This window comes from Shewanella aestuarii, assembly GCF_011765625.1.
Lineage (GTDB): Bacteria > Pseudomonadota > Gammaproteobacteria > Enterobacterales > Shewanellaceae > Shewanella > Shewanella aestuarii_A.
Genome location: NZ_CP050314.1, coordinates 90,169 through 114,846, shown reverse-complemented (window position 1 = coordinate 114,846; position 24,678 = coordinate 90,169). Strand labels below are relative to the sequence as shown.

Here is a 24,678-nt window from a genome sequence, read left to right as displayed (position 1 = left end):
TAAGCCCTTGCCCCAATCTTGTCAGGGCTTATTTGTGAAAATGTTAACCTAGCATATAGTGATAGTATATGACGCGAACAGATTGAGAGTATTATGATCCATTGGCTAAAGCCTTCAAAAATACCAGAAGTTGCAAAATACATTGAGTGTTATTGGCTTATTGAAAAACGTCCCGATGTCAAAAGTTTCGATTACCCGAAATTAAACCCAGATCCATCCGCTCATCTGATCATTTCTCCAGCCAAACAGGGCTATCACTACGATATGAACCCAGGATCGGTTGATGGTAAAGGAAGCCACTGGTTGTTTCCCCATCATCAGACACTTCAACTCGATCACTCAAAACCTTTTATCCACCTTGGAGTCAAGTTTCATATTGGCGCTTTTTATTCACTGAAACTATTCTCAGATCAACAGCCAATACTTGATTGCGTTGAAGAAGTTCAACTAAGTACCCTGTTTACTGATCTATTTGAGGGAGAGATGAAACTGATTGAGCTGGCACAAAGCAATCCAGATCTGTGTTGTAACAAACTAGATAGTTTGTTTTTGCCGTTGGCGTTGAACAGTCATGAGGATCAACATAGCCAGATTACACGCAAAGCTCTTCAGGCGCTGGACTCAGGATCAATTTCTGAACTGGGTAACCAGCTCTACTGCTCACAACGTACACTAGAAAGAAGCTTTAACAGGGTGACAGGTTTAACGTTAAAACAGTGTCAGTCTATGAATAAACTTGAGGCTCTGCTGGAGTACGTTTACCAACGCGATTCTGATGATATCGATTGGGTCGAGATTGCATTTCGGTTTGGTTTTAGCGATCAACCTCACCTCATCCGCTACTTAAAAAAACAAATTGGCCTAACACCTAAAACATACGAAAAAGAGCGTGGTTTAACGATTGATGTGTATGGCGGAGTTAGCTCTACGTAATCTGTCGGAAATGTTCAATCAAGTCGTTTGTCGATCAATTATTATGCCCTAAACGATTTGATGAGACCGAAATATGAACAACTTAGCTCCTACACTTCAACAGCTTGGGTGGAAACCTTTTTTTCAGCAACAAGTCAGTCTGGAAGAGTTAAGCAATCTAACCATTGGACGGGTTGTTGAACAGCACAGAGACTGCATTGTAGTAGTGTCTCCTAAAGGGCAATCAAGTTTAAGACCTATGCCTTTTGATAAAATAGTCTGCGTAGGCGACTGGGTACTATTTGATGACACATTGAGAATATGTAAACGCCTGGAACGCCAGTCTTTATTTGAACGAAAAGCTCCAGGCTCGAAAGTGTTAACACAGATCATCGCTGCCAATATTGATACCGTCATGATTGTCTGCTCGCTCAATCATGATTTTAGCCTTAACAGAATAGAGCGGTATTTAGCCACCGCACGAGAAGCTATGGTGGAGCCCGTGGTCATCCTTACTAAAGCGGATTTATGTGAAGATACAGATATCAAACGACAACAAGTTCAAGAACTCGACCCAATGCTGATGGTTTACACCATAAATGCGTTGGATAACCACGATATCAAGCTGCTTGAAAGCTACTGCAATAGCGGTAGTACTCTGGCCTTCTTGGGGTCGTCTGGAGTCGGAAAATCGACTCTGGTTAACGCCTTAGTCGGTTATGAATCTCAGCAGACAGGCGAAATTAGGGAAGAAGATAGTAAAGGAAGACATACCACGACACATAGAGCATTAAAAGTTCTTCCTCAAGGTGGGATTCTTATGGACACACCTGGAATGCGTGAACTACAGCTCAGTAGTTGCGAACAGGGAGTGAACGAAACTTTCAGCGAGATAGCTGAATTTGCAGATAAATGTCGTTTCTCTGATTGTGCGCATACGTCTGAACCAGGCTGTGCGATTCAACAAGCAATTAAAGGTGGGCTCCTGTCAGAGCGACGTCTGCATAGTTACCAAAAACTGATGCGAGAGCAGGCTCTGAACGGAGCATCGCTGGCAGAAAAAAGATCGAAAGATAAAGCGTTTGGGAAGTTAATAAATAGCACTCAGAATGCATCTCGACAATATAAAAAAGGCTATTAACAGTAATTCACTTCATTACAGAGCATTGAAGCGTCAAATAATGGAGTTGGGTTCGTTGATTTTGTAGATATATCAATTAAGAACAACCTCGCCTCCCTAAAGTATTAATTATTGGGGAAAATATGATTAGACCATTACGTAAAGATGATCTGGATAACGTTGTATCTATCTGGTTTGCAGCATCAATTAAAGCGCACGACTTCATTTCAGTGTAAACAAACAAAAAAGTACCATACTTTAATAAGTATAAGACTTTGATTTTATTGAAGTGAGATAACATTAAATATCTAAAAGTATCATACTTTTATTTGTGGTCGGGGAAATAAGCAATTTATTCATAACAAAAAAGCATCATACTTTATAACAGCAACAAAGATGATCCCATCAGCAGCAGAAAGCAACTTCCAAATGTGCATTTATATAATAGTTTGATATTTTTTGGCGTTTTCGGCGTTTTTCAAGAGAGTTGTCGCCTAAAGTTTAAATTTATGCCGCCTTATTTTCTGTCTTATTCTTCTCTGGATTCAAATTCACTTCGTTTACGGGTTCCCAGTTTCGAGTTTTGCCCGACCAACGCTCTGGACGTGTTTGTTTTGCTTTTTGGTAGACCTTATCTCTGCTCTTTAAGATATCAATATCGGCACCAGTATGACGCTGATTAGGCGTGACAAATTTAATGCCACTGTGCAAATGTTCATTGTTATACCAAGTCACAAAATCTTGTACCCACTTACGTCCTGCTACTATATTTTCAAACCGTTTCTCAGGGTACTCTGGTCGATATTTTAAAGTCCTAAACAGTGATTCCGAATAAGGATTATCGTTACTTACCGATGGGCGACTGAATGAAGGAATTACACCTAAATCCTGTAGAGTTGCCAGCATTGTCGCTCCTTTCATCGGACTACCATTATCTGAGTGCAAAGTAACTTGCTGCTTGCTAATACCTTCTCTATAACAAATATCCCTTATCAATTCTGCAGCAAATGAACTCAGCTCTTCGTTATGCACTTGCCAACCTACAATTTTTCTACTGAAAACATCTAGTACTAAATACAAGTAGAAAAATACCCCTTTAACCTGACTTGGCAAATAAGTGATATCCCAAGTGTAAACTTGATTTGGGCCTGTTGCAGTTAAGGCTTTGGGCTTAATGACTTTACGCCCAGGTCTACTACTTTCTCTATGTTTTACCTGTTTCGCATCTTTTAAAACGCGGTAAAATGTTGACTCAGAAGCAAGGTATACCCCTTGGTCCGCTAGTTTAGGGACAATCTTACTCGGTGGTAAACAGCTAAAATCATCACTGTTAGCCACCTTGATTAGTCGTTGACGCTCGAGCTCTGTCAGTTTGTTTTTTGGCGTATGCTGCGCTTCTATGCGACCATCACACTGGTTATCCGGCTTCATCCACCGCTGCAATGTCTTAGTACTAACATGACATACTTTGCAAGCTGTTGATTGTCTTGCACCAGAGGCCATAGCCTCTTCAATTAAATCGATTGTTTGTTGCCGGTCATCAAAATGTGTCAGCTTTCCTCTTCGTTCCCATCCCACAGAATGTGAAGTTTTTTTTGGAGAACAAGTAACGCAGCCGCTTCGGCTAGCGCCTTATCTTTACGGTTTAATTCTCTTTTTAACGCTTTATTTTCATGCTTAAGCGTTTTTACTTCTGTAGGCATCGCTGTTTTGGCTTTCGGAGTACTGCCATTGATGAAATCACGCTTCCACTGTTCAAGATGATGAGGATATACCCCTTTTTCACGACAGTATTCATTTAGCTCTTCACCAGTCAACGAGCCACAGGAAACAATCAGTTTAAGGCGTTCTTCAAGTGTCCAATCTGACGGACGCTTATCTTTACTCATGTTATTTATCTCGACAGATGAAACAGAATCAAACTCTTGGTTTCTTGCTTTGATTATCCACCTATTGAGTGTTGAATAACCAACGCCTAAAGATTCAGCTATCTCAACTAAGGATATATTTTCGCCTCGGCTAAGTGCTTTCTCAACGGCTTGTATCTTAAATGATGTTGTAAAATAACGCTTCATTTGCTTTACCTCTAAGTAAAATTAGAGGCGACAACTATCCTGACACAGGGGGTTTTTGGTGAATTTGCGGGTTAAGAGTTAGCACATTTTTGCCCAAAGTGTTTGAGGTTTCATGTTTTTATCGATAAGCTTTGATAATGATTTCAGGTTCTACCACTAACTGTGATCATACGACTGCTGATTTGCTGGACTAAATTAGACATCACATAAAGGTGGACGAATGAACTACTTTGCAGAGGACCCCTTCTAGGTAATGTAAACCTGGAGGGTAAATGAAAAAATTAAAACAGCAGTACCGAAAACGTATTAAATGCCAGAATCAATATCTTTGGGATTTTTATCCCAGAGTTCACAGTGGAACCCACAAGCATTTTTCAACAAAACAGGAAAAGGGCTATTATTTCCTTCACATGATTGAGTGCAGAGGGTACCCGATCAAGCTGCGAGCTGCTCGAGGAAGATCTTTGGCTAACCCATGGGATGACTATCCAGCGTATGTCTTTGGCCTAGCAAAAAGTTGGAAACATAATTCCAAACGACTTTATCAGTACTACAAGTAAATCTCACGATGATAAAGCTCTGCGTTTGCAGAGCTTTTTCTTTTTCGAATGCTAGAAACGACAAGAACCACTAAAATTAGTGGCTCTATTACGCGCTGCCTATGGTCAATACTCTATGAGCGGAAGATAACAGGGCTATCGTACGTCCTCGGAGGGCTGCTTTGTAATTACGCCAAGTTCAGATTGATGCTATTACTTCTGGCCAGACAGCAAATAGCAGTTCAATGAAAAAGCAGGGATACCCGAGGCACTCAACGTTAGCTTAAAGCTAAGAACCTTATGTGGCAAGCTTACTTCTGCCCCAAAGTTTGATAGGTTTATTTGACAGCTCACTTTAGAGAGTAGTTATTTGGCTTATTTTTTCTTATCTAAGTAGAGTGCATTATGAATGTTGACAGATACTTAACCTTTAACTATAAATTCACTAACAAAATAACAAATGTTTTGTTCTATTATTTAAGAGGTGATAAATGCAAAAGCAACATGGTTTTACATTAATCGAGTTAGTTGTAGTTATCATTATTTTAGGTATTTTAGCGGTAACTGCCGCGCCTAAATTTATTAATCTTCAAGGTGATGCCAGAGTATCCGCACTAGCTGGTGTTAAAGCCGCACTTCAAGGTGCTAATTCTTTAGTCTATTCCAAAGCGGCAATCGCAGGAAAAGAAAAGGCTGCAAATGGCGACGGTGTTTCCGTTGATATTGGCGCTGCACAAGAGGTAGGTATTGCTTTTGGTTACTTGAAAGCTACAGCATTGAATTTTAGACTTGCAATGGATCTAGATGTGGCTGATGTCAGTTTTGTTGACTCAAAAAGCGAATGGGTGATTACTCAAAGTATTAATCCTGCAGAAGGATTAGCTAGAATATGGCAGCGAGGATCACCTTTGGATAGTACTGGTTTTCCTACTTGTTCTTTGTTGTACACTGAAGCAAAAACTCTTGGCGGCTTACCGAAATACGAAGTAACAACCGACCCAAGTAAATGTTAACAATTGCTAGCAGGTCAGCCCTATTTTAGCCTGCACTAGTTAGAGTAGAATTGATTGGTAGAAAGGCCTTCCAGAGTTATCAAAATCCAAGTGTATTTAATGCACTTGGATTTTTTTATGGAAGCTTTCAGAGCTTCTTAAAGCATTTCTGCCCCAAAGTGAGCTAGGAAGGAATTGAAGTCAGTTTCAAATCCTGCAATTTGACTTACTTTTCTCATGCAGAAAGCTCTATATATGTAGCCAATTTATCTAATCCACTCAGTTTGAAATCCCTTTTGTTCGTATGTTATTTACATTCCAGTTCATTAAGTGGCGGAGTGCATATTGAAACATCACTTTTTTTATACCTGACAAGTTACTACCGTGTATAAAATAGAAATCGTCGGGTTGCGAAAACACGCCAAAATCGTCGGCGATCCCTTCACTTTGTATATAGGTATCTTCTCCTTTCCAATCAATACTAGGATTGGACAAACATTTGGTAGAAACTCCGTAACCTGAGAATGGTTCATTAACTTCAGCGAATCTGTTTTGCACCTGTTTTAAGTAATCACTATCTAAAATATAGCCTTCTAGATTAATCCAGCGTTCATTCTGATAGACTTCTACCCAACTATGAATGATACGCTCTGGCGCGAGCACAAATAGGTAGTTCGGTATCGCTCCTCGCTGCAGTTCGTTAAAAATAGTAAAACCATGGGAGCGTGTTGCTATACCTACTGCACGTAACAATGCCATCAATAAAGTACCTTTGGTATTACATTGCCCGTAGCCGTCTTTTAGCACTTGGCTTGCCGCCAAGCGATCATCTTTGTTATAACCGAATTGAATTTCATCTCGGACATACTTGTAAATTGCACCAATAACCTCGTACTGAGAGAGCTTATTCCACTCTTTTTTCTCAACTAGCTCTTGGATGTCTGGGTGCTTAAAATCTAGCATCGCCGTTTCTTGTAGATATTTTTTAGATACCAAAGTCATGAATATCTCCTCTCTGAGAACACACATAAAGAGTAAACAAAAGGAGAATACAAGACTTGAATAAACTGGCTACCTTTCTTGAAAAATGGTCTTTGCTTGGCGAATTGTCATTCCAAACGTTTTTCTAAAACTTCGGCTCAAGTGTGGGCTGTCAGAGAAACCAGCCATGTAGGCCGCGTCTGTCGCTGATGCTCCTTTAAGTATCGCTCTTACCGCACATATCATTCGACACCACAACAGGTATGGTCGCCAAGGTATGCCTAGTTCCTCACTAAACAAATGCAGAAATCGACTTTCAGATAGTGCAAGCTTTTTGGCAACATCTGATGCTCTCCAATGGTTTGGCTTTAGGCATTGCCCATCTAAGCATTGAGAAAGTTCGCTCAGTAATGTCCTAATACGAGGGTCTATTGTTAGCGTTTGATTGCAAAGTGGAAACATGGTCTGCAGACCTAGGCTTTCAAACAGTGAAGATAGATGTTCCGTCAAATCATCAGTGTTTTTGGGATGGTTGAAAAAGAGAACAGAGCCTTCAAATAGCCTTGATGGCCTTCCTTCCAACTTTTTTGTCAATGCAACACCTAATTCACTGGAGGGTTCTACTAATAAGATCCAACCCTCATCCATTTGTAACTGATGCTTGATGCTAGAATCAATAACTACAGCTGTATTAATTTCCTTATTATCTAATGTACAACCAGAATTAGATCGAGGCCACGCAAGTTGAATTGCATGGTGGCTATGAGGAGAGGCATCTACAGACGAGCCATATATGATAACGATACCCGCCCTGAACCAAATACCTGAATTCATTAGCAGCTTCCTCCCTGAATATTTGTTTGGTTACTGATTTGTGTAACCGGTGCCGAATTTTACATACACCAAATTGCTGTAGAGTTGTTTCAAATCTTACACGTTTCACTACAGACCGATAGTACATTTAGTATTAAAAATGCTAAGGAGAGAAAAAAATCATTGATGATGTGATGATGTGATGATAGCCTTAGATTTGAGTTCATGAATTTGCTATTTTATATTCATCTAACGATGAGAGTATAGCTGTGAAAACTAACGTTGCTTTAAAAATACTGCTTATATTATCTATTATTTTACAATCATTTGCGGTATCCGTATCTGCAGATGCTCATCAACTAGATGCTGAACATTTCCAATCTACTCATAACCACGAGACTGATCATACATCCAAGCTTGATGATGATAAAAAACATGATATGCATGACTGTCACCATTGTGGGCACTGTAGTGGCAATCATACCAATTGGTTTTTGGTGAAAGCATTTACCTTAAACCTGCCCAAAAACCACTTCTACAATTTCAATAAGTTGACTTTGTTTCCTCATAGTTATTCAACTAGGCTCAATCGCCCTCCCATCGCTTAACTTTACTCAATGCACCGCGTCTTCACGCAAACAAAATTTGGTTTAATAAAAGTTAAGAGACATTATGAATGATTTTCTTCAAATCACAGGGGTAACCCTAGTGATTACTTTGGGTGTGTTTTCAATAAACCCAACATCGGCTAGTAGCAGCAAAAATAACACTCATCACGATGAACATTCGCATGAACACTCCACTAAAACTGTTGTTCATGAGCTTGAGCATGCTACAGAGGAATTAAATATCCCTCAGAAGCTTTCAGTTGAGGAAGAGGAGCACGAAGAAGGTATTACTTTAAGTGCTGAGAAAATTAAATTAGCAGGAATAAAAGTTGAAGAGCTTGTACTAAAAAAACATTTTAAAAGTATTTATGCTCCGGGAGAAATCCAAGCAAATGGTTATAAGAGCTATATTGTCTCTCCACGAACTGACTCTGTAGTTATTAGCCGCCATGCAAGCTTAGGAGACCACGTTAAAGTTGGGCAAGAGCTGGTTACATTGTTTAGCGAGACGATGGCACAAACGCAAGCTGATTTTATCATTGCATCTTCCAATTGGAAGCGAGCTAAAAAGTTAGGTAGTGATAATGTAAGCGAGCGAACTCTTGTGGAGGCTGAAAGCATCTATAGAGGAGTTTACGGTAAGTTACTTGCTTTTGGTTTGACTCAACAGGCAATTGAAAAAATATATCAGCAAGATAACTCAACCTTTGGGCAATATGCGCTTATTGCTGAGCGAGAAGGTGTTGTTTTACAGGATGACTTTATGCAAGGTCAGCGCATTGAAGCGGGTGAAACCATCATGTTACTTGCCGATGAGACAGACCTTTGGGTAGAAGCAAATGTTCCACCAAATAAAGCGTTAAATATAGTCTTAGGCAGCCCTGCTCTAGTTGAAGTAAGTGGTTCTAAATATCCTGCCAATGTAATACAAGAAGCTCACACAATCGATCCTATCACCCGTACCCGAATTGTCAGACTGTCAGTTAATAATACTGAACATAAGCTTCATTCAGGTATGTTTGTGAAAGTCTATTTTCAGTTCGAATCGAACAGTGAGGTCATTGCCGTACCAGAAGAAGCGTTGATAAGAAGCAGTGATGGTGATTGGACAGTGTTTATTGAAGACCATCCAAATGAGTTTATGGCAGTTGAAGTGACAAGAGGCAGATCTTTTGGCGAGTATCGCGAAGTTTTAGGTATTGAACCTGGAACTAGAGTCGTTACCCGTGGCGCTTTTTTTGTCGCCTCTGAGATAGCTAAGGGCGGATTTGATCCGCATAACCATTAAGGAGGCCAACCATGTTTAATCGAATAATTGATTGGTCCATTAACAACAGGTTGCTAGTGCTAATCGCACTATTTGCGTTGATGGCAAGTGCCGTTATAACCATACCTAAGTTGAACTTAGATGCTTTTCCAGATGTAACAAATGTTCAAGTCGCCGTTAATACTGAAGCGCCGGGTTTAGCCGCTGAAGAAGTAGAACAGCTTATTAGCTATCCAATTGAAGCTGTGATGTATGCATTGCCGGATGTAGAACAAGTGCGCTCTATATCAAAAACAGGTTTGTCCGGTGTAACTGTAGTATTTAAAGAAGGCACTGACATATATTTTGCTAGACAGTTAGTTTTTGAGCGGTTACAGGCTGCAAAGGAGCTTATTCCTGCCGGAGTTGGGACACCAGAAATGGGGCCCAACACTTCTGGCTTAGGACAAGTTTTTCAATATTTGCTGATTTCAGATGACACTAGCAAGTATGATTCAATGGCGCTTAGAAGTCTGAATGACTGGATCATTAAACTATTAATAATGCCTGTAGACGGTGTGACTGATGTACTGTCATTTGGTGGTAATGTTCGACAATATCAAGTTAATGTCGACCCTTCCAAATTATTATCCTACGAGTTAACACAAGAAGAAGTAGTTTCAGCGCTTGAAAATAACAACGCCAATGTCGGTGGCTGGTACATGAACCGCGGCCAAGAGCAGTTAGTTATTCGTGGTACAGGTTGGTTTGAAAGTGGTGAGAAAGGTATTGAAAATATTCAGCAAGTGCCTGTGAAAACACTAAATGGTGTCGTTGTTACTGTTTCTGATGTAGCGAATGTATCACTTGGTTCAGAGATCAGACAAGGTGCTGTCACTATGACACGCAAAGCTGACAACGGTACTGTCGAAAATTTGGGTGAAGTTGTCTCTGGCATAGTCTTAAAGCGGATGGGTTCGAATACCAAAGCGACGATAGATGGTATTAATGCTAGAACCACGCTTATCAACCAGGCACTCCCGGAAGGTGTAAGGTTTGAGCCTTTTTACGATCAGGCAGATTTAATTGAAAAAGCGGTGACAACCGTTGTTGAAGCCCTTGCTTTAGCTTTTGTCTTTATTACCGTTGTATTGGCGCTCTTTTTAATGAATTTAAGAGCTACATTTTTAGTGCTGATTTCTATTCCAATTTCTATTGGTATTGCATTAATGGTGATGGCGTGGTTGGGTGTTTCAGCCAACTTGATGTCGCTTGGTGGTATTGTCGTGGCTATTGGCATGTTAGTCGATGGTTCCGTTGTAATGGTTGAAAACATGTTTAAACATCTAAATAAGCAACTGGAAAGCGGCAACGATGAAGCAAGTATTGAAATTAAGCAAAAGTTAAAACTTGCGGGTAAAGAAGTTGCTCGTCCAATCTTTTTTGCTACTTCAATCATTCTTGTTGTTTTTACACCACTGTTTAGTTTTGAAGGTGTCGAGGCAAAACTATTTCAGCCAATGGCAATCAGCATTATGCTAGCTGTGGTGTCAGCTATAGTTGTTGCTTTATTTATTGTACCTGCACTTGCCACTTTTATGTTTAAAAGTGGGGTAAAAGAAAGGGAAGGTTTGATTTTAAAACCTATCGATGTTCTGTATCGGAAGTCATTGAAAATTGCTTTAAATCAGACCAAATTTGTTGTTTTTGTTTCATTAGCACTTGTTGCTTCAGCTGCGGCAGTTATTCCACAAATTGGGACAGAGTTCGTGCCAGAACTTGAAGAAGGAACGATTAACCTAAGGGTTACTCTAGCCCCTTCTTCTAGTTTAGAAACAGCGCTCTCGGTTGCTCCAATATTGGAAGAAAAGTTAATGGCTTTCCCTGAAGTGACCTATGCACTGAGCCGAATTGGTCGAGCAGAAATTGGCGGCGACCCCGAGCCTGTGAACAACATTGAAATCTACATTGGCCTTAAGCCTGTTTCAGAATGGACAAGCGCCTCTAATCGTTATGAGTTACAAGATAAAATGGAACTCTCATTAGAAGAGTTCCCTGGGTTACTACTAAATTTTTCCCAGCCTATTGCTACTCGTGTGGATGAATTGTTATCAGGTGTAAAAGCCCAACTTGCAATAAAACTATTTGGACCTGATTTAGCGGTACTTGCTAATAAAGGCCAAGAAATAGAAGCTGCTATAAAATCAATCGAAGGTGCGAAAGATGTTGCTCTTGAGCAGATAGCTGGTGAAGCACAGCTGGTTATTGCACCTAATCGAATTGAACTTTCTCGATATGGTTTATCTGTTGGCGATGTCATGGAAGTGGTTCAAAACGGAATTGGTGGTGCTGAAGCCGGTCAGATTGTTAATGGAAACGAGCGTTATGATATTTACGTGCGTCTAGGCGAGGAATTTAGAGCGAATAGTGAAGCTATAGCCGATATAAGGTTACAGTCTCCTACAGGCGCTTGGGTAAGAATTGGTGATGTAGCTTCTGTGTCTTTTGAGTCTGGACCTCCACAGGTTAGGCGTGATGATGTGCAGCGCCGAGTGGTTATTCAAGCTAACGTCCAAGGCCGTGATATGGGAAGTGTAGTTGAAGATATTCAGGCAACGATAGCCTCAGAAGTAAAATTACCTGTAGGTTATTCAGTATCGATTGGAGGTCAATTCGAAAGCCAACAAAGAGCGCAGCAGCGCCTTTCTATTGTAGTACCGTTATCGTTGGCTTTGATAGCATCACTCCTATATTATGCGTTTGGTTCTGTCGGGCAAGCTATGCTGATCCTGCTTAACGTTCCTTTAGCAGTTATAGGGGGGTATTCTCACTATACCTTTCAGGTCAGTATTTATCGGTTCCAAGCTCCGTAGGCTTTATTACCTTATTTGGGGTAGCAGTTCTCAATGGTGTTGTCATGGTGGAAAGCATTAACCAACGCGTCAAAGATGGACTGACAACAGCAGAAGCTATATTTGATGGTGCTACGTCGAGATTACGTCCAGTGCTTATGACCGCAATTACGTCAGCATTAGGATTAATACCTATGTTGATGTCAAATGGGGTTGGTTCTGAAATTCAAAGGCCGCTTGCTAGTGTAATTGTTGGTGGCTTAATTACAGCAACGTTACTCACGCTATTTGTTGTTCCAAGCCTATATCAGTTCTTTTCTAAAGGAAAATTAAAAGAGTTTAGGTCATAACAACTCTGTATAGCCCCATTCCTTCTTTGTGTGGGGCTATTCAAGTTGATTAATTAAAGTTTTGGAATGACCAGTATTTCATTGGCTTAACTGGGCACACTCTTACAGAGTTATTCCGTAGAAATACTAATGTGAATACATCCATTTCTTTCTAACTACAATCGTGATGACCAAAATAAAAGGAGGTCGTCATGATGTGTTTTAGTAAAGCGAAACGTAGTGGTGTCAAAAAGCCTTTTCGGCTTGAAGAGATATGGCGTATCAGAACCAGGCTAGAGATTGAAAATAGTTTGATGCAACTTGCGCTACTTAATTTAGCTATTGATAGTAAACTTAGATCTAGTGACTTACTGCCACTCAGAGTTTGCGATGTATCTTCGCAAGATAGAATATTTAACCGTGTTAAGCATATTCAGCGAAAAACAGACATTGAAGTCCAATTTGAAATAACGACAAGAACTCAACAAAGTCTAATGAAATGGATGTTGATTGCTTCTCTAAACCCTAACGATTTTCTTTTCCCAAGCCAAAGACGAAAACAGCAACCAATTAGCTATTCATACTATCGATGCCTTGTCAGAAAATGGGCTTCAAATCTTGGATTAGACTCAAATTTGTATGGTACGCACTCAATGAGGCGAACCAAAGCGACATTAGTCTATGCAAAAACTAAGAATATCAGAGCAGTGCAGCTTTTACTCGGGCATACAAAGGTAGATAACACGATCCGCTATCTTGGTGTTGAATTAGAAGATGCACTGTTACTTTCAGAAAGCATTGATTGTTAGTTGAAAGGAGCCCTATTTATTAGGGCTCCGATCCCGACATTCAAAGACATAGTTGCCCCAAAGTGGGTTAGATGGCTTAACTCATTTATGTCCAGAAACGTGTTACATACCAATGTCCACATAAAAAATCGTTTATTTTTGTAGCAAAGCATAATGCGTACAATTATACTGTGTTAATATACAGTGAATTAGGGCGATTATGCTTTGCATTAAATCCACATCTGACTTTGAAATTGAAAGTGTGAAGTACCCTAACTTTCCCCTCTTAACGTGGGAAGTTGATAATTCAGATCTAGGGATTGAATCAGGAATGCTTTGTGTAGAGGCGTTGCAGTTCTTGGTATATGAGTGCTTAAAACGAGGTCGAGTGAATAGTGAGAACACTTGGTGGACGTATGGCAATCACCTAGCTCAATTCCTGACATTCTGTGAGCAGAACAGTTTGGATTGGCGAGACATTTCAGAAAGCAGTGAAGATGAAATGTTAGTCAGTGCTTATCGTGACCTTTGTGTTGGTGAGTTTGGCATGTCGGTAAATTCAACCAATCAGCATTTAAGAACGATAGTGCGTTTCTATTCTTATGGCGTCGGTAAGTGGTTTAAGTCATTACCTTACTCTCTAGAATCCGTTTCAGTGAATAAAGGCCAGCAGTTTTTAGCTCATACAGAAAGAAATGGTGGTAAGAAATACAGCTCTGATTTGATGATGAAAACCTTTGAGAAAAAAGCTCAATTTTTATCGGTAATTGAAGTGCGAGATCTTTTATCTGCGATTGAAAATTCAACCTTAAAGCTGATGGTTCGCTTATGTCTACAGACAGGAATTAGACGAAAAGAACTGTTGCTGTTTCCCTTGAATATAATAAGAAAGCCTACTGGAAACAGAGCTTACTATGAGGTCAATATTTCACGAACCAAAGGTGAGAAAGAGCGCAAAATACACATCCCGACACGATTGATGGAGGACTTGTGGCGTTATGTCAATGAGGCTCGTTTTCAGAAGCAACAAGAGTCGGAAGTGGAGTCAAATTGCTTGTTTTTAACGCCTGATGGTCAAGGGTGGGCTTCTCAAGGTTCTGCTTTTGGTAAGGCTCTCAAGTCGCTTAAATTACCCTTTCACGTATCACCGCATATGTTAAGGCATACTTATGCAACGCACATGCTGAAAGGAATGTTAGAGCATAAAAGCAGTAAATTTGAACCGTTGATGTACCTACAAGCTCGGCTTGGACATTCAAGTATCACAACCACGATGAAATATTTACATTTGGTTAATGATTTGGTCGATGACTTGTCGATTGAGTATCAACAACAGATTGATGCGATTGTGTAGGTGAAATATGGCGAGACAAAGAAAAAAACTGTCTATTAACAAAGACAAGCTAAAGAAAACATCGGCAGTAGAGTCAACAACTGACACTGCTCAAAATCGAGAAATAGTCCGACCAATCAACCCTGTAGTGAATTACCCGAATATCGGTTCAAAAGGTGGCAATGGTTCTAACGTCAATTTTACTCGTTTCTATGGCAAAGGTTATGACGACATTACAAATCGAGTGTACTACACCGCAAAAGCTCTGCTGAAAAATACCGATGCTCTTAGCGAGGAAACTCAAAAAGGTTATTTTAAAAATGGTTTTTTCCATTTCGCTGAATACCTTACATTATTTAGGTATTCAGCGGGTGAGGACTTAACACAAGATGACATTACGCCAGAGTTGATCGAGCAATATTTACTGCACCTTAGAGGTTGTGAGTTAGGGTATAACACCCTAAAAGGTTACTACACTCATCTCAAGTCAATGCTGATACACATGAGGGACAAGGGCTATTGGTCAGTCATTGATGACATAAACCTAAACAGTGATTTCTTTCCTAAGAGCCCATTTCCAAATTCAAGTAAACGTGCAAAGGGCGAGAAACCACTGACTCCCCATGAAAAAAGGCAGGTGGTGGTTGCGCTAAAACAAGCAATTAAGCCGATTTATCAAAAGACCGAACCACTAACAGGTTATCAGTTAACACTGTGTTTGTTAGCTGTGGCGATTCAGACAGGCATCAACACATCTCCGCTTCTCAATATGACTACCGACTCATTGACCGACCACCCACTTAAAGATTGCCGCAAGCTCTTAACCGTATTCAAAAAAAGAGGCAACTCCACGCAATTGCACAATTTACGAAAATCACAGGAACTTGAAGTAGTGCAAGGAATAAAGCTTGATGTGGCTTATCTTATTGAGGCTATCATTGAGCGTAATAGCCAAGTGAGAAAGTCTATCGATTCCGACTTGTTATTTGTCTATGAGTCTAGAGTTGCCCACATAGGTGCCGAGAGAGGTACGGCCTCCTCTCTAGCAGAAAGGCTGCTTAGATATAACATCAAAAAATTCATCAAAGAGTACGACTTAAGAGATGAAGATGGTCGAACGATGAAACTTAATGTAAGCCGTTTTCGCAAGACGTTCATCAATGGTATTTATGAGCTGAGTGGTGAGAGTTTGTTAATTGCTGCGCGGCAAGCCAAACACAGTGGGACAGGAACGCTTGACCACTACCTGCAAGCTCCCGAGCAATCAAAGCGCAACTTGGGCTTAATGGGTGAGATACGAGTTAAAGAGCTAACGTGCGCAGAGCCAAGCGTCCCTGTAGGGCATTGTAAAGACCCTAAGAATGGCGATAAAGCACCGAAAAATGGCTCGTTCTGTAATGACTTTTTAGGCTGCTTCCGCTGTAAAAGCTTCGTTATTACAGGTGATGATTTGTATAAACTCTTTAGTTTTTATTGGGCGATTATTCGAAGCCGTGACGAGTTTGGTCGTAAAGACTGGAAGCGTCATTTAAAAAATGTTCTAAGAATCGTAGATGAAGAAGTTGTCCCTGAATTTGCTAAGCTTGGCCAGCTACAGCGTGTAGAGACTGAAAAAGAACGGGCAAGATCTAATCCACATCCGTACTGGCAAAACCTTGATATGTTGAAGGTGACGCAATGAGTTCAATTGAGTTAATACTCACACAAGCTGAGTTTGCAATTCAGCAATGTCCAAAGCCAAGCACCAGTGCGCTTGAGCAAGTCATTGATGGCTCTCTAACGGGTATCGTGACCTACATTAAACTCGCCAATGGTGAATACCAAACGCTATCTCGATTTGAGGAAGATGTATGGGTGTTTCCTGCTAGTAAAGGTACGAAAGCAACTATAGCAAGTGCATTAAACCTTACTTTTTCTACGATTGATGATACTCAAATGAAGCGCATGGCAAAGTGGGTAATCTGGAGCAAATTCAAAAAGGGGTTAGCTCTTAATACTCTTGTGAAAACATTGGACAAGTTGAAAAGTTATTTTCAGTGGGTTTTAAGTTCAGATACTACAGTTACACATGGGCTGACAGCTTTTACCTCAAATGCCTACGTTAGGCATGTAAATACCCTGCACTCAAAACGAAAAGGCGAGACTAAACCACTGACAGCAGTCACCAAGGTGGATAGATTCCGCATTCTAGAAGACCTTTATTACCACTGCAAAGAGTTTGATTTTGTCAAAGAGCATCCTTGGCCTCAATCAACCGCTAATGAGCAAGCAGGGTATGTTGGTGAAGCGTATCGGGAAGCCATTACCAAAGGTAAGACCCCCATTATTCCAAATAAAGTGCTAATTCCGCTGTGCCAGTTTACTAAATCATACCTAGATAAAGCTGATGAAATTCTGAAATCGTCAAAAAAGAGAGAAACATTGCTACTGCGAGATAGCTGTATCTTCTGGCTGTTACTCACAACGGGTATGCGTATCCATGAAATATTAGGCATTAAGCGTGATGCGTATCGCTCTGAAACGAAAGGTGACACCACTTACTACCACATCGAAACTGTCTCTGAGAAAACACATACAGGGTTAGCTGAGTGGATTGCGCCAAGGATAGCCACGGAAGCGATTGATATTCTTGGCCGTTTGAGCGCTCCACTTCAAGATCAACTTGAGTGTGATTTACTAAAAGCGAAAGCAAGCAACGATCATGTGGAAGCACATCGACTTGAGGAAATATCAAACCACATCTGCCTATCGAAAAACCTGGGAAAAGGAAACGCAATTTACCTATTGTCAGGGGTGGCAATGACTAACGCTAGGTTGCCAAACTTATGTGAACAGATAGGGAGTAATTGGAACCTATCAGCGCACCAATTCAGACGTACCTTTGCTAATTATGCGGTTCACTCTGAATTAGGTGACTTGAGAGCATTAAAAGATCACTTTAAACATTGGTCAATTACCATGACCACTTTGTATGCCTTTAATGATGCTTTGGATGCTGAATTGTTTGAAGAAATGCTTCGAGAGAAATATCTGGTTGAAGAAGAAATTAAGCAAGATTGGTTTGAACTAGACACGCCTATCACTGGTGGCGACATAGCTCAAAACATCATGAAGGTCCGTGAGGATAAAGAGTTAATTAAATCTTTTGGCTCTCTTAGTGCTATGGCAAAGGCATACTCTAGCTCCATACCAATTCGCTCAACAGGTATTGGGTGGTGCACCAATGATGATGAGTGTAAGTGTGGTAAGCCTGATAGCTGTGAAAGCGGCATTGTAGATAAGCGACACCTGCCTTATTGGGAGGGAATGCTAGTGCAGCAAATGAAACTGATGCAATTGGATGATATTGGTGAAGCTGGTAGAGCGGCGGTAAAAAAAGGCATGGAACGCTGTGAAAAGGTTCTAGTGGCATTGGGTATTGATGTTGAAGCTATGAAGCAAGAGATTAACGAGAGAAAGGATATCGAGGTGATAAATGTCTAACCAGAAAGAAAAAGCGACACATAAAGCGGTTCGACTTGCCATTGTTCGAATCGAAAAAGGTCGTCCAAATACTGTTTCTCATAAACGTAAAATGAGTGTCGCTGCCGTTGCCGAAGAAGCAGGTGTAAGTCGAGCATTGATTCACCGTGATTGCCCTGAACTATTAGAGCGTATTAAAGGCGGTGTAAACAAAGACATTCGACAGCAACGTGATGCCAAACAAACTGAACTTAATAAATACAAAGACCGCAATCGAGAGTTGCGGTCTGAGGTGGCAGAATTGAAAGCTATGCTCGCTAAAGTTCAATCACAAAATGCTACGTTAATACGAAAAAACATGGCTCTGAGCAATGCTCGTGCGGACAATAACAATGTAACGCAACTAATATACAGCTAATTGCCTGAATTTAATGGTAATAATTTCAAATTAAGGTTACTTTTGAGATAGTTAAAAACATCCAAAAGTGTAACCTTAAACAAAGTTATATAAAACATAAGGTTAGCTACAGTTACATGTAACGAACTATTTATAATTATTGCCTTCCGACAGTTTTGATAGCTTGCCTGATAATTTCCGAAAAAAGCTATACCCATTTGCAGCATCTGAAATTTTTATTAGCCAGACGTTGATGAATCATGTTAACAATAAATACAAATCCGCTGAAGACTTAAGGCATGAAGTGGAAATGGGGAAACTATCAGATCAACTGACTCATACTAAAAAAGCTTTTTGGTTATCATTTTCTGCTCTTGTGTTATCAACAATAGTTTCAGCGGCCTCTGTTAGCATCAATCTTTGGGGCAAAACGACCGTCAAAGTAGAAGAGATGCCCCTTGGCCAAATACCAAGTGAGTTACAGATTATTTCCGAAACCTTGAAAGACATTTCAAGCAAGCATGTTGACATATCTCAGAGTCTGATGGAAATTTCAAATGACCAAAAGAAGGTATCAGAAAACTTAGAAAGAATTAGTCCTTTTCATAATGTTCATGGTGAGTAAGCTTCTTGATATGCGAGTTTTTAAATATAGAGCTGGTTCAAGTAGAGACATTGATTCATTAGTGAATAACGAGTTTTGGGCTCCTACAAGGGAGAAGTTAAATGACCCTTATGAAGGTGTTTTTTCTCGTGAGTTATTTGAAGAGCAATTAAATCAACTTGAAAAAATTTTCAATGTGGGAAAGAAATTTGATGACGTGCGCGACTCTTTAGAATCTGTGCTAGATTTTACTGACAAATCGGGCATTTATTCCAGCTGAAATAATACGTCGAGATCCTTATTGTGATGCTGTAGAGTTTGTTGAATTTAGCCCTGAAAAGAGTACGCCTGAAAACCCTATTGTGCTAATTATGTGCCAAAAATGCAATAATCGCTGGCCAAGGTATTATTTGACCTTAAAAGAAATTGATGAACAGTATGAAAAAATTAAAGATTTAGATGGATCAACCTTACGAAATAGCATGGACGAAAATTGATTAATAATAGTAAATTTTGCAAAACGCCTATGGACATACTCTATAAGGCCACAGATAAGATTCTACAATGCTTTTAGCAATGTCCATAATCACGCAACTCGTAGGTAGTCAATCAACATAAAGTCAAAGCGAGAAGCCGCAAACTCGTCGGTAGACAAGGTTGAGCCTACTTTGATGTTCTCAGGGTTGTTACCTTTGATCATCATGTCCGATTTACAAATCGCGTAGGTCTCGTCGTTGATCTCTTTGCCGTAGAGGTAAACATCACGGCTGTCGTTAGGGTATTTTTCTTCAATGAAGTTTTGAGATTCAGTCAACATACCACCGCTGCCACACGCAGGGTCATACACTGTCATGGTAAGCGGCAACTGGTCTTTCACCGGGTCAAACACCAAGTGCGTCATCAGTTCAATAACTTCACGTGGCGTAAAGTGTTCGCCTGCTTCTTCGTTGTTTTCTTCGTTGAACTTGCGGATCAACTCTTCGAACACGTAACCCATACCCAGGTTGGTAAGGGCTGGCATCTTGTTGCCATCTGGGTCTTCGACCGTTTCATGAGTTAGGTTTATATAGGGGGAAACAAACTTCTCGACGACATCAAGAAGGACTTGCTTGGAGGCCATATGACGAATTTGCGATTTGAGGTTAAAGCACTCAATGATCTCTTTAACGTTATCGCTAAAGCCAAGCAGGTACTCTTCAAAGTTGGCGAGTAATATCTGTTGGTTATTCGTTGCGGTGTTGAATAGGGATTTCAGCGTCCATTTAGATGTATTGTAAAAAACATAACCACTGGCCGCTTTTAATGGTTCATCATCAAGCTCCGTGGCTTGCATCTCTTCTTTTTGGAACTTTACCTCATCAAGCACGGCTTCTTTGGTAGGTTCAAGTAACGTATCTAAACGTCGTAATACCACCATAGGTAAAATCACATCACGGTACTTACCGCGAACGTACACATCCCGTAAACAGTCGTCGGCAATATTCCAAATAAATGAGATGAGCTTGTTATGTACACTATGATCCATTTTCTTTTCCTGTTCAGTGTTGGTTGCACCCCACTAGGTTGCTGCAACGGCTTCACTACAAATTTAAAATTCTGTTCTTTATGTAACGCCTAAATGGACGCTACATCGTTCGATTAACTTGTTCTGCCAGGCGCTAGATTTAAGTTTGTGACACCATAAAGTGCTTGGCTGTTACGCAACCAAAGCTGATACTCAAAGCCCATTAATGAGTGTTCCGTAGAACAATCCACATGCCATTGGCGTAGCAAATACCCAGCGGTTGCTGCTCTAATCTCAACCTTTAGAACGCCACCCGTCATGCCATAGTCCAGCTCTATCGCTTCGCTGTGTTCAATGCGTGGGTGTGGTACTAACTCCAGCTCTACAAATCTGTTCCATTGTCGGTCCTGAGTTTCAAGTTCAGCCTCAGACAGCTTTGAATCTTCAAGCACACCCGCTGCTTTAATTCGGGTCAGTACAAAGTCACGAAACTCATTATGCTTGCGGTCAAAACCACGAACGTGCCAACGCAGGCCATTGTCCACCAGCGTATGCGGCACAATTTCACGCGTGGTTTCACCGCTCGATAACGACACATAGGTGATACTCAAGGCTTTGCCTTTGTAGATGGCCTCGGTGACTTTCGCTACTATCGATAAACTCGGCTTGTTAAGGTGATAAGGCGCTTCACAAGCCAGTGGTGGTTTTACCTTTCCAGTGAAGCCATCTCCGTACCCTTGGCTAATCGTCGCCAGTGTTCTCACAACGTCATAGTCGAACAGGGGCTCAAAAGCTTCACCACGCTTATGCAATTTGAGCTTTTGGTCATACTCAATGTTGCCTGGCGCGAGCTCTCTGTACATTGTGAAGTCTTTCGTTGCTTGTGCAGCGGCTATGCTGAAGCGATCGACTAAATCCGCTCGCACCGCTTCTCCCTTAAACAATAAGGTGAAATCGATGTGGGCAATGCGATCCCTGGTTGCTTGTGGCAACTGCGCTATCTGCGAAAGCCTATCTGACTTCGCCACTACCGTTTGTTTCAGACCATCATTTGTCATGCGTCTTGTTTATCCAATTCAACCAGTTTCTTAAAACTCTGTTTATAAAGTACGGACCGACATCGCGTAATCACATTGAATAGTGTCACTCAATGCTGCTCTTTATCCGCAATGACTTAGCAATCTCTACCGGTTGAAGCTGGACAGATGGCCATAACACACTGAATAGGCTTCAACCTAATTAATTTTATTAGGTATCATCCTATCACAAATTATTTTGTAGGGAAGACTAAGCGGCAACTTTTTGATCTGGATTGCAATTGCCGCTCAGGTATGGGCGTGAAGACACTGTTTCATGCCATTGCTGGTAGCCGCTATCAATGCGCTACCCGAACCAGTGGCACCACGATGTTACTGCTTTCAGACTTCCCTTTTTCCGAGTATGTGGACATCAGGGCTCGTTGCTCACTCTCCCGAATGCGCCTGGCAACTTCTGCCTGAGCTGGCAGCAATGGCAGCATCCCTTCAGCAATCGCGTCTGGGGCAGACTCTTGGCCACAGGACATCAAATGCTTCCATGGATCTTTAAGAAAGCGCTCGAACGTGATGCCAAATTCAATGATGCGGGCAGAGACGAAGATTTCGCCCCAGTATTCAATGTAGCTGTCTTGGTACATGGAAAGATTCCTCTTGTTGGTTAAACCATGAGTTCACTTTCCATTTTCCAGAGGTTTTCAAATATGCAAGAGGCTATGACAAAGCTTTAAATCGATTGCGGGCATCTTTGTAGTCATAGTGGGCATGTTCTGAGCCACGATGGTACAAATCATCCAGGTAAGCTTGCTCCAGCGGCAGCTCGTCTTCGCTGATTTCGCGCCACCAATGTTTGTTGGCACCTTTAACACCGTCATGCCAACGGTAACCGCGCTCTTTTAAATAGTCCTTTACGTCAAACGGCGCACCAAACGCACGAACTAATACAGTTCGCCTGTCTGCTTCAGACAACAAGTTTGCAACGGACTCGGGCAACAAATAGAACAACCAGGCCATCGCCAAACAATCGGTTGCAGCTCGGTGTCCTTCATAGAACCAACCTAAGCGAAGCAGCAGGTACTCAAGCTTTCTACTTTCAAAGCCCAGTGCTTTCCAATCTATGCCACTGGCTGAACAGGCCCAAGATAGATGGCCTAATGCAGCAAACCGCTTTTCAAAGAAAGGACGATCAAACTGTGCATTGTGTGCAACCACCAGCGGATCATCGGATAACCAACTCGCTACAATTGCATCATCAATGCGCTGGCCTTGCACCATATCATCGGTGATACCGGTTAACTCGGTGATCAGCTCGGGGATTGGCTTGCCGGGATCTTCATACAGGCTGATCACATCAACAATCGACACAATCCGCATAGCTGATGGGCTGTAAAGCACCTTAACCATACCAAGCTCAATAATGGACTCGTCATCGGCAGACAGTCCGGTTGTCTCTGTATCGAGCAGCACCATTGGCTGTTCATCACCGACCACAGGAGAAAGTTCAAGTGGCCAGGACTGCGGTTCACGCGTTAATGGAATGCGCTCCAGCAATCTAAAATCTTCTGGTCTTTCTGGGATCTCCGCGAGGCGCTCTAGCGGAAATGGCGCAGGGGCTCTTGTCATTGATGGTTCCTCTTCAATTCTATTGTTCGCTTTGGGTTATTTCACTGTGCCACAGGTTTTTCAAAATGCACCTTGGATACCTCAGCGTTTTTTTAATCTTTCTACTGGGTGAACCCATGTATGAAGGCTTTGGCTAAGCCTTTCAGAAAGCCTTAGCTAAACCCTTTAGGTAACCCTTACCAATACCCTTTACGTATGGCTTAGCCAACCCCTTTTCAAACGGTTGAAAAAGGCTTTAACTGAGTTCGACTGAGCATTTTAATGATGCTCCTGACTTCCCTTTAAGCCAGTAAATTCAATACGAAACAGAATTTTACTAACTGTTTTGAAACCCTTTGCGAAGGGTCCAACAAGCCTTGTCTGACGGTTACTTGACCCATGCGTTAACCAGTAGCAGTAACAGGATCAGTAACAGAAACAAGAGCAGTAGGCAGAAGCAGTATTGTCCAAGCCTTGCAGGCTTTGACGAGGGCGAGCAATCCCCACATCAAGCTTTTCAACACAAGAAATAAATCACCCACGACACAACGTCTTACTCGAACAACTACAGTTTTACCTACAATTTTACTTGTAGAAATCAGCATAGCATTAGATACTGTATAAACAAACAGTATTAATTATGATTTTTCGAGGTTCGTCATGAGTGTCTCGCTGATAGGCCGTAGCGGCGCACTTGCCTTCATCAAAGCCAAGCGCCTTCGTATTCCATTGTTCATGGAACGTGTTTCTGCTGGTTTTCCTTCACCAGCGCAGGATTATGTTGAGCAAACGCTCGACCTCAACGAGCTGTGCATCAAGCGACCGGCTGCAACGTTCTTTGTGCGTGTTGAAGGTGATTCAATGATTGATGCCGGGATTCACCCAGATGATATTCTGGTGGTTGATCGCTCTGTCCAAGCCGAACACGGTGACATTGTCATCGCTGGCATCCATGGTGAACTCACGGTAAAGGAGCTTCAACTAAGGCCGTGCGTCATGCTGATCCCAAGAAACCAGGTGTATGAGCCCATTCATATTCCTGAAGGGACAGAGTTAGAGATATTTGGTGTGGTCACCAATGTGGTGCGAAACATACGCCGTAAGTCGTGACTATCCCATGCCAGTATTTGCCTTGGTGGACTGCAACAACTTTTACGCCAGTTGTGAGAAGCTGTTTCGTCCTGATTTAAAAGATACGCCGATTGTGGTGCTGTCCAACAATGACGGCTGCGTGGTTGCACGGTCGCGTGAAGCTAAGTTACTCGGTATTAAAATGGGCGTACCCGTCTTTCAAATCAAAGCTGAAATGCAGCGCCATGGCATTTTGGCATTCTCGTCCAACTATGCGCTTACAGTTGGGAAATACTTTAGACATCACATGTTGTAATGTTTCAGGTTGTATAAATTAGACGTCGAGATGAGGGGTGGTTACAATTTTTACTATTGGTTAAGAAATATCTTGAAAAAGTAGATGTATGAACGCGTAA

General features: G+C 41.4%; 20 protein-coding genes and 3 pseudogenes. 16 read left to right on the top strand and 7 right to left on the bottom strand.

The genetic code is table 11. The annotated features are described in order from the left end of the window. Positions 1–93 precede the first annotated feature (93 nt). Both HBH39_RS18090 and rsgA read left to right on the top strand, forming a co-directional pair. Positions 94–933: a helix-turn-helix domain-containing protein gene (locus HBH39_RS18090; protein ID WP_167680219.1), complete on the top strand. Its 840-nt coding sequence runs from the start codon at positions 94–96 to the stop codon at positions 931–933. A 73-nt stretch (positions 934–1,006) separates the two neighbouring features. Continuing rightward, positions 1,007–2,053: a ribosome small subunit-dependent GTPase A gene (gene rsgA / locus HBH39_RS18085; RefSeq protein ID WP_167680218.1), complete on the top strand. Its 1,047-nt coding sequence runs from the start codon at positions 1,007–1,009 to the stop codon at positions 2,051–2,053. A gap of 486 nt (positions 2,054–2,539) precedes the next feature. Here rsgA and HBH39_RS18075 read toward each other — a convergent pair. Continuing rightward, positions 2,540–4,107 (bottom strand): IS3 family transposase gene (locus tag HBH39_RS18075; RefSeq protein ID WP_167680217.1). Its coding sequence is split into 2 segments (ribosomal slippage): positions 2,540–3,621 and positions 3,621–4,107, totalling 1,569 coding nucleotides; the frame shifts between segments, so codons are not numbered across the junction. Positions 4,108–4,379: 272 nt separating this feature from the next. On the opposite strand from HBH39_RS18075, the gene HBH39_RS19905 reads away from it, so the two are divergent. Next, the gene (locus tag HBH39_RS19905; RefSeq protein WP_244325823.1) at positions 4,380–4,667 is read left to right on the top strand and encodes a hypothetical protein; all 288 of its coding nucleotides are present in this window, start codon (positions 4,380–4,382) and stop codon (positions 4,665–4,667) included. A gap of 470 nt (positions 4,668–5,137) precedes the next feature. Next, a complete protein-coding gene (locus HBH39_RS18070; RefSeq protein ID WP_167680216.1) occupies positions 5,138–5,659 on the top strand; it encodes a type II secretion system protein in 522 nt (173 codons plus the stop codon). A gap of 258 nt (positions 5,660–5,917) precedes the next feature. On the opposite strand, the gene HBH39_RS18065 is transcribed toward HBH39_RS18070, so the two are convergent. Both HBH39_RS18065 and HBH39_RS18060 read right to left on the bottom strand, forming a co-directional pair. Then, positions 5,918–6,640, bottom strand: coding sequence for a transglutaminase-like domain-containing protein (locus HBH39_RS18065; RefSeq protein WP_167680215.1), 723 nt, complete (start codon positions 6,638–6,640; stop codon positions 5,918–5,920). Positions 6,641–6,709: 69 nt separating this feature from the next. Beyond that, positions 6,710–7,453: a helix-turn-helix transcriptional regulator gene (locus tag HBH39_RS18060; protein ID WP_167680214.1), complete on the bottom strand. Its 744-nt coding sequence runs from the start codon at positions 7,451–7,453 to the stop codon at positions 6,710–6,712. 248 nt (positions 7,454–7,701) lie between these two features. Between HBH39_RS18060 and HBH39_RS20170 the strand changes: the two genes are divergently transcribed. From HBH39_RS20170 to HBH39_RS18010, 10 genes and pseudogenes are all read left to right on the top strand, one after another. Then, entirely contained in the window at positions 7,702–8,040 is a 339-nt protein-coding gene (locus HBH39_RS20170; protein ID WP_167680213.1) for a DUF2946 family protein, read from the top strand. A 64-nt stretch (positions 8,041–8,104) separates the two neighbouring features. Further along, positions 8,105–9,328 (top strand): efflux RND transporter periplasmic adaptor subunit, encoded by a 1,224-nt coding sequence (locus tag HBH39_RS18050; RefSeq protein WP_167680212.1) that lies wholly within the window; start codon positions 8,105–8,107, stop codon positions 9,326–9,328. Positions 9,329–9,339: 11 nt separating this feature from the next. After that, a pseudogene (locus HBH39_RS18045) lies at positions 9,340–12,488 on the top strand (efflux RND transporter permease subunit). A gap of 191 nt (positions 12,489–12,679) precedes the next feature. Beyond that, on the top strand, positions 12,680–13,276 hold the full coding sequence (locus HBH39_RS18040) for a tyrosine-type recombinase/integrase (RefSeq protein ID WP_167680211.1): 597 nt from the start codon (positions 12,680–12,682) through the stop codon (positions 13,274–13,276). A gap of 199 nt (positions 13,277–13,475) precedes the next feature. Beyond that, the gene (locus HBH39_RS18035; RefSeq protein WP_024592040.1) at positions 13,476–14,609 is read left to right on the top strand and encodes a tyrosine-type recombinase/integrase; all 1,134 of its coding nucleotides are present in this window, start codon (positions 13,476–13,478) and stop codon (positions 14,607–14,609) included. Between the two features lie 7 nt (positions 14,610–14,616). Then, the gene (locus HBH39_RS18030) at positions 14,617–16,269 is read left to right on the top strand and encodes a phage integrase SAM-like domain-containing protein (protein ID WP_024608497.1); all 1,653 of its coding nucleotides are present in this window, start codon (positions 14,617–14,619) and stop codon (positions 16,267–16,269) included. Continuing rightward, a complete protein-coding gene (locus HBH39_RS18025) occupies positions 16,266–18,071 on the top strand; it encodes a tyrosine-type recombinase/integrase (RefSeq protein WP_024608498.1) in 1,806 nt (601 codons plus the stop codon). The genes HBH39_RS18030 and HBH39_RS18025 overlap by 4 nt, the downstream gene beginning before the upstream one ends. Next, the gene (locus HBH39_RS18020; protein ID WP_024592037.1) at positions 18,064–18,468 is read left to right on the top strand and encodes a hypothetical protein; all 405 of its coding nucleotides are present in this window, start codon (positions 18,064–18,066) and stop codon (positions 18,466–18,468) included. The genes HBH39_RS18025 and HBH39_RS18020 overlap by 8 nt, the downstream gene beginning before the upstream one ends. 139 nt (positions 18,469–18,607) lie before the next feature. Then, positions 18,608–19,072, top strand: a complete 465-nt coding sequence (locus HBH39_RS18015) for a hypothetical protein (RefSeq protein WP_167680210.1) — start codon at positions 18,608–18,610, stop codon at positions 19,070–19,072. 10 nt (positions 19,073–19,082) lie between these two features. Then, positions 19,083–19,331 (top strand): hypothetical protein, encoded by a 249-nt coding sequence (locus HBH39_RS18010; protein ID WP_167680209.1) that lies wholly within the window; start codon positions 19,083–19,085, stop codon positions 19,329–19,331. 330 nt (positions 19,332–19,661) lie between these two features. Here the strand turns inward: HBH39_RS18010 and HBH39_RS18005 are convergent. The 4 genes and pseudogenes from HBH39_RS18005 to HBH39_RS17990 all read right to left on the bottom strand — a co-directional run. Beyond that, positions 19,662–20,576: pseudogene (locus tag HBH39_RS18005) on the bottom strand (type I restriction-modification system subunit M); the annotation flags it as partial. Between the two features lie 113 nt (positions 20,577–20,689). Next, positions 20,690–21,613 (bottom strand): WYL domain-containing protein, encoded by a 924-nt coding sequence (locus tag HBH39_RS18000; RefSeq protein WP_167680208.1) that lies wholly within the window; start codon positions 21,611–21,613, stop codon positions 20,690–20,692. Between the two features lie 317 nt (positions 21,614–21,930). After that, positions 21,931–22,230 (bottom strand): hypothetical protein, encoded by a 300-nt coding sequence (locus tag HBH39_RS17995; RefSeq protein ID WP_040522712.1) that lies wholly within the window; start codon positions 22,228–22,230, stop codon positions 21,931–21,933. A gap of 73 nt (positions 22,231–22,303) precedes the next feature. Further along, complete coding sequence (locus tag HBH39_RS17990) at positions 22,304–23,212, bottom strand: 3'-5' exonuclease (RefSeq protein WP_008844765.1); 909 nt, start codon at positions 23,210–23,212, stop codon at positions 22,304–22,306. Between the two features lie 639 nt (positions 23,213–23,851). Here HBH39_RS17990 and umuD point away from each other — a divergent pair. Both umuD and HBH39_RS17980 read left to right on the top strand, forming a co-directional pair. Then, positions 23,852–24,301 carry a translesion error-prone DNA polymerase V autoproteolytic subunit gene (gene umuD / locus HBH39_RS17985; protein WP_008844764.1) on the top strand — a complete coding sequence of 150 codons (450 nt, stop codon included), beginning with the start codon at positions 23,852–23,854 and terminating at the stop codon, positions 24,299–24,301. 7 nt (positions 24,302–24,308) lie between these two features. Then, positions 24,309–24,542: pseudogene (locus HBH39_RS17980) on the top strand (translesion error-prone DNA polymerase V subunit UmuC); the annotation flags it as partial. Between the last annotated feature and the right edge of the window lie 136 nt (positions 24,543–24,678).

Bases quoted from the DNA above. Each gene is read 5' to 3' on its own strand.
- HBH39_RS18090 (WP_167680219.1), top strand. From the start codon at position 94: ATGATCCATTGGCTAAAGCCTTCAAAAATACCAGAAGTTGCAAAATAC.
- rsgA (WP_167680218.1), top strand. From the start codon at position 1,007: ATGAACAACTTAGCTCCTACACTTCAACAGCTTGGGTGGAAACCTTTT.
- HBH39_RS19905 (WP_244325823.1), top strand. From the start codon at position 4,380: ATGAAAAAATTAAAACAGCAGTACCGAAAACGTATTAAATGCCAGAAT.
- HBH39_RS18070 (WP_167680216.1), top strand. From the start codon at position 5,138: ATGCAAAAGCAACATGGTTTTACATTAATCGAGTTAGTTGTAGTTATC.
- HBH39_RS18065 (WP_167680215.1), bottom strand. From the start codon at position 6,640: ATGACTTTGGTATCTAAAAAATATCTACAAGAAACGGCGATGCTAGAT.
- HBH39_RS18060 (WP_167680214.1), bottom strand. From the start codon at position 7,453: ATGAATTCAGGTATTTGGTTCAGGGCGGGTATCGTTATCATATATGGC.
- HBH39_RS18050 (WP_167680212.1), top strand. From the start codon at position 8,105: ATGAATGATTTTCTTCAAATCACAGGGGTAACCCTAGTGATTACTTTG.
- HBH39_RS18040 (WP_167680211.1), top strand. From the start codon at position 12,680: ATGATGTGTTTTAGTAAAGCGAAACGTAGTGGTGTCAAAAAGCCTTTT.
- HBH39_RS18035 (WP_024592040.1), top strand. From the start codon at position 13,476: ATGCTTTGCATTAAATCCACATCTGACTTTGAAATTGAAAGTGTGAAG.
- HBH39_RS18030 (WP_024608497.1), top strand. From the start codon at position 14,617: ATGGCGAGACAAAGAAAAAAACTGTCTATTAACAAAGACAAGCTAAAG.
- HBH39_RS18025 (WP_024608498.1), top strand. From the start codon at position 16,266: ATGAGTTCAATTGAGTTAATACTCACACAAGCTGAGTTTGCAATTCAG.
- HBH39_RS18020 (WP_024592037.1), top strand. From the start codon at position 18,064: ATGTCTAACCAGAAAGAAAAAGCGACACATAAAGCGGTTCGACTTGCC.
- HBH39_RS18010 (WP_167680209.1), top strand. From the start codon at position 19,083: ATGCGAGTTTTTAAATATAGAGCTGGTTCAAGTAGAGACATTGATTCA.
- HBH39_RS18000 (WP_167680208.1), bottom strand. From the start codon at position 21,613: ATGACAAATGATGGTCTGAAACAAACGGTAGTGGCGAAGTCAGATAGG.
- HBH39_RS17995 (WP_040522712.1), bottom strand. From the start codon at position 22,230: ATGTACCAAGACAGCTACATTGAATACTGGGGCGAAATCTTCGTCTCT.
- HBH39_RS17990 (WP_008844765.1), bottom strand. From the start codon at position 23,212: ATGACAAGAGCCCCTGCGCCATTTCCGCTAGAGCGCCTCGCGGAGATC.
- umuD (WP_008844764.1), top strand. From the start codon at position 23,852: ATGAGTGTCTCGCTGATAGGCCGTAGCGGCGCACTTGCCTTCATCAAA.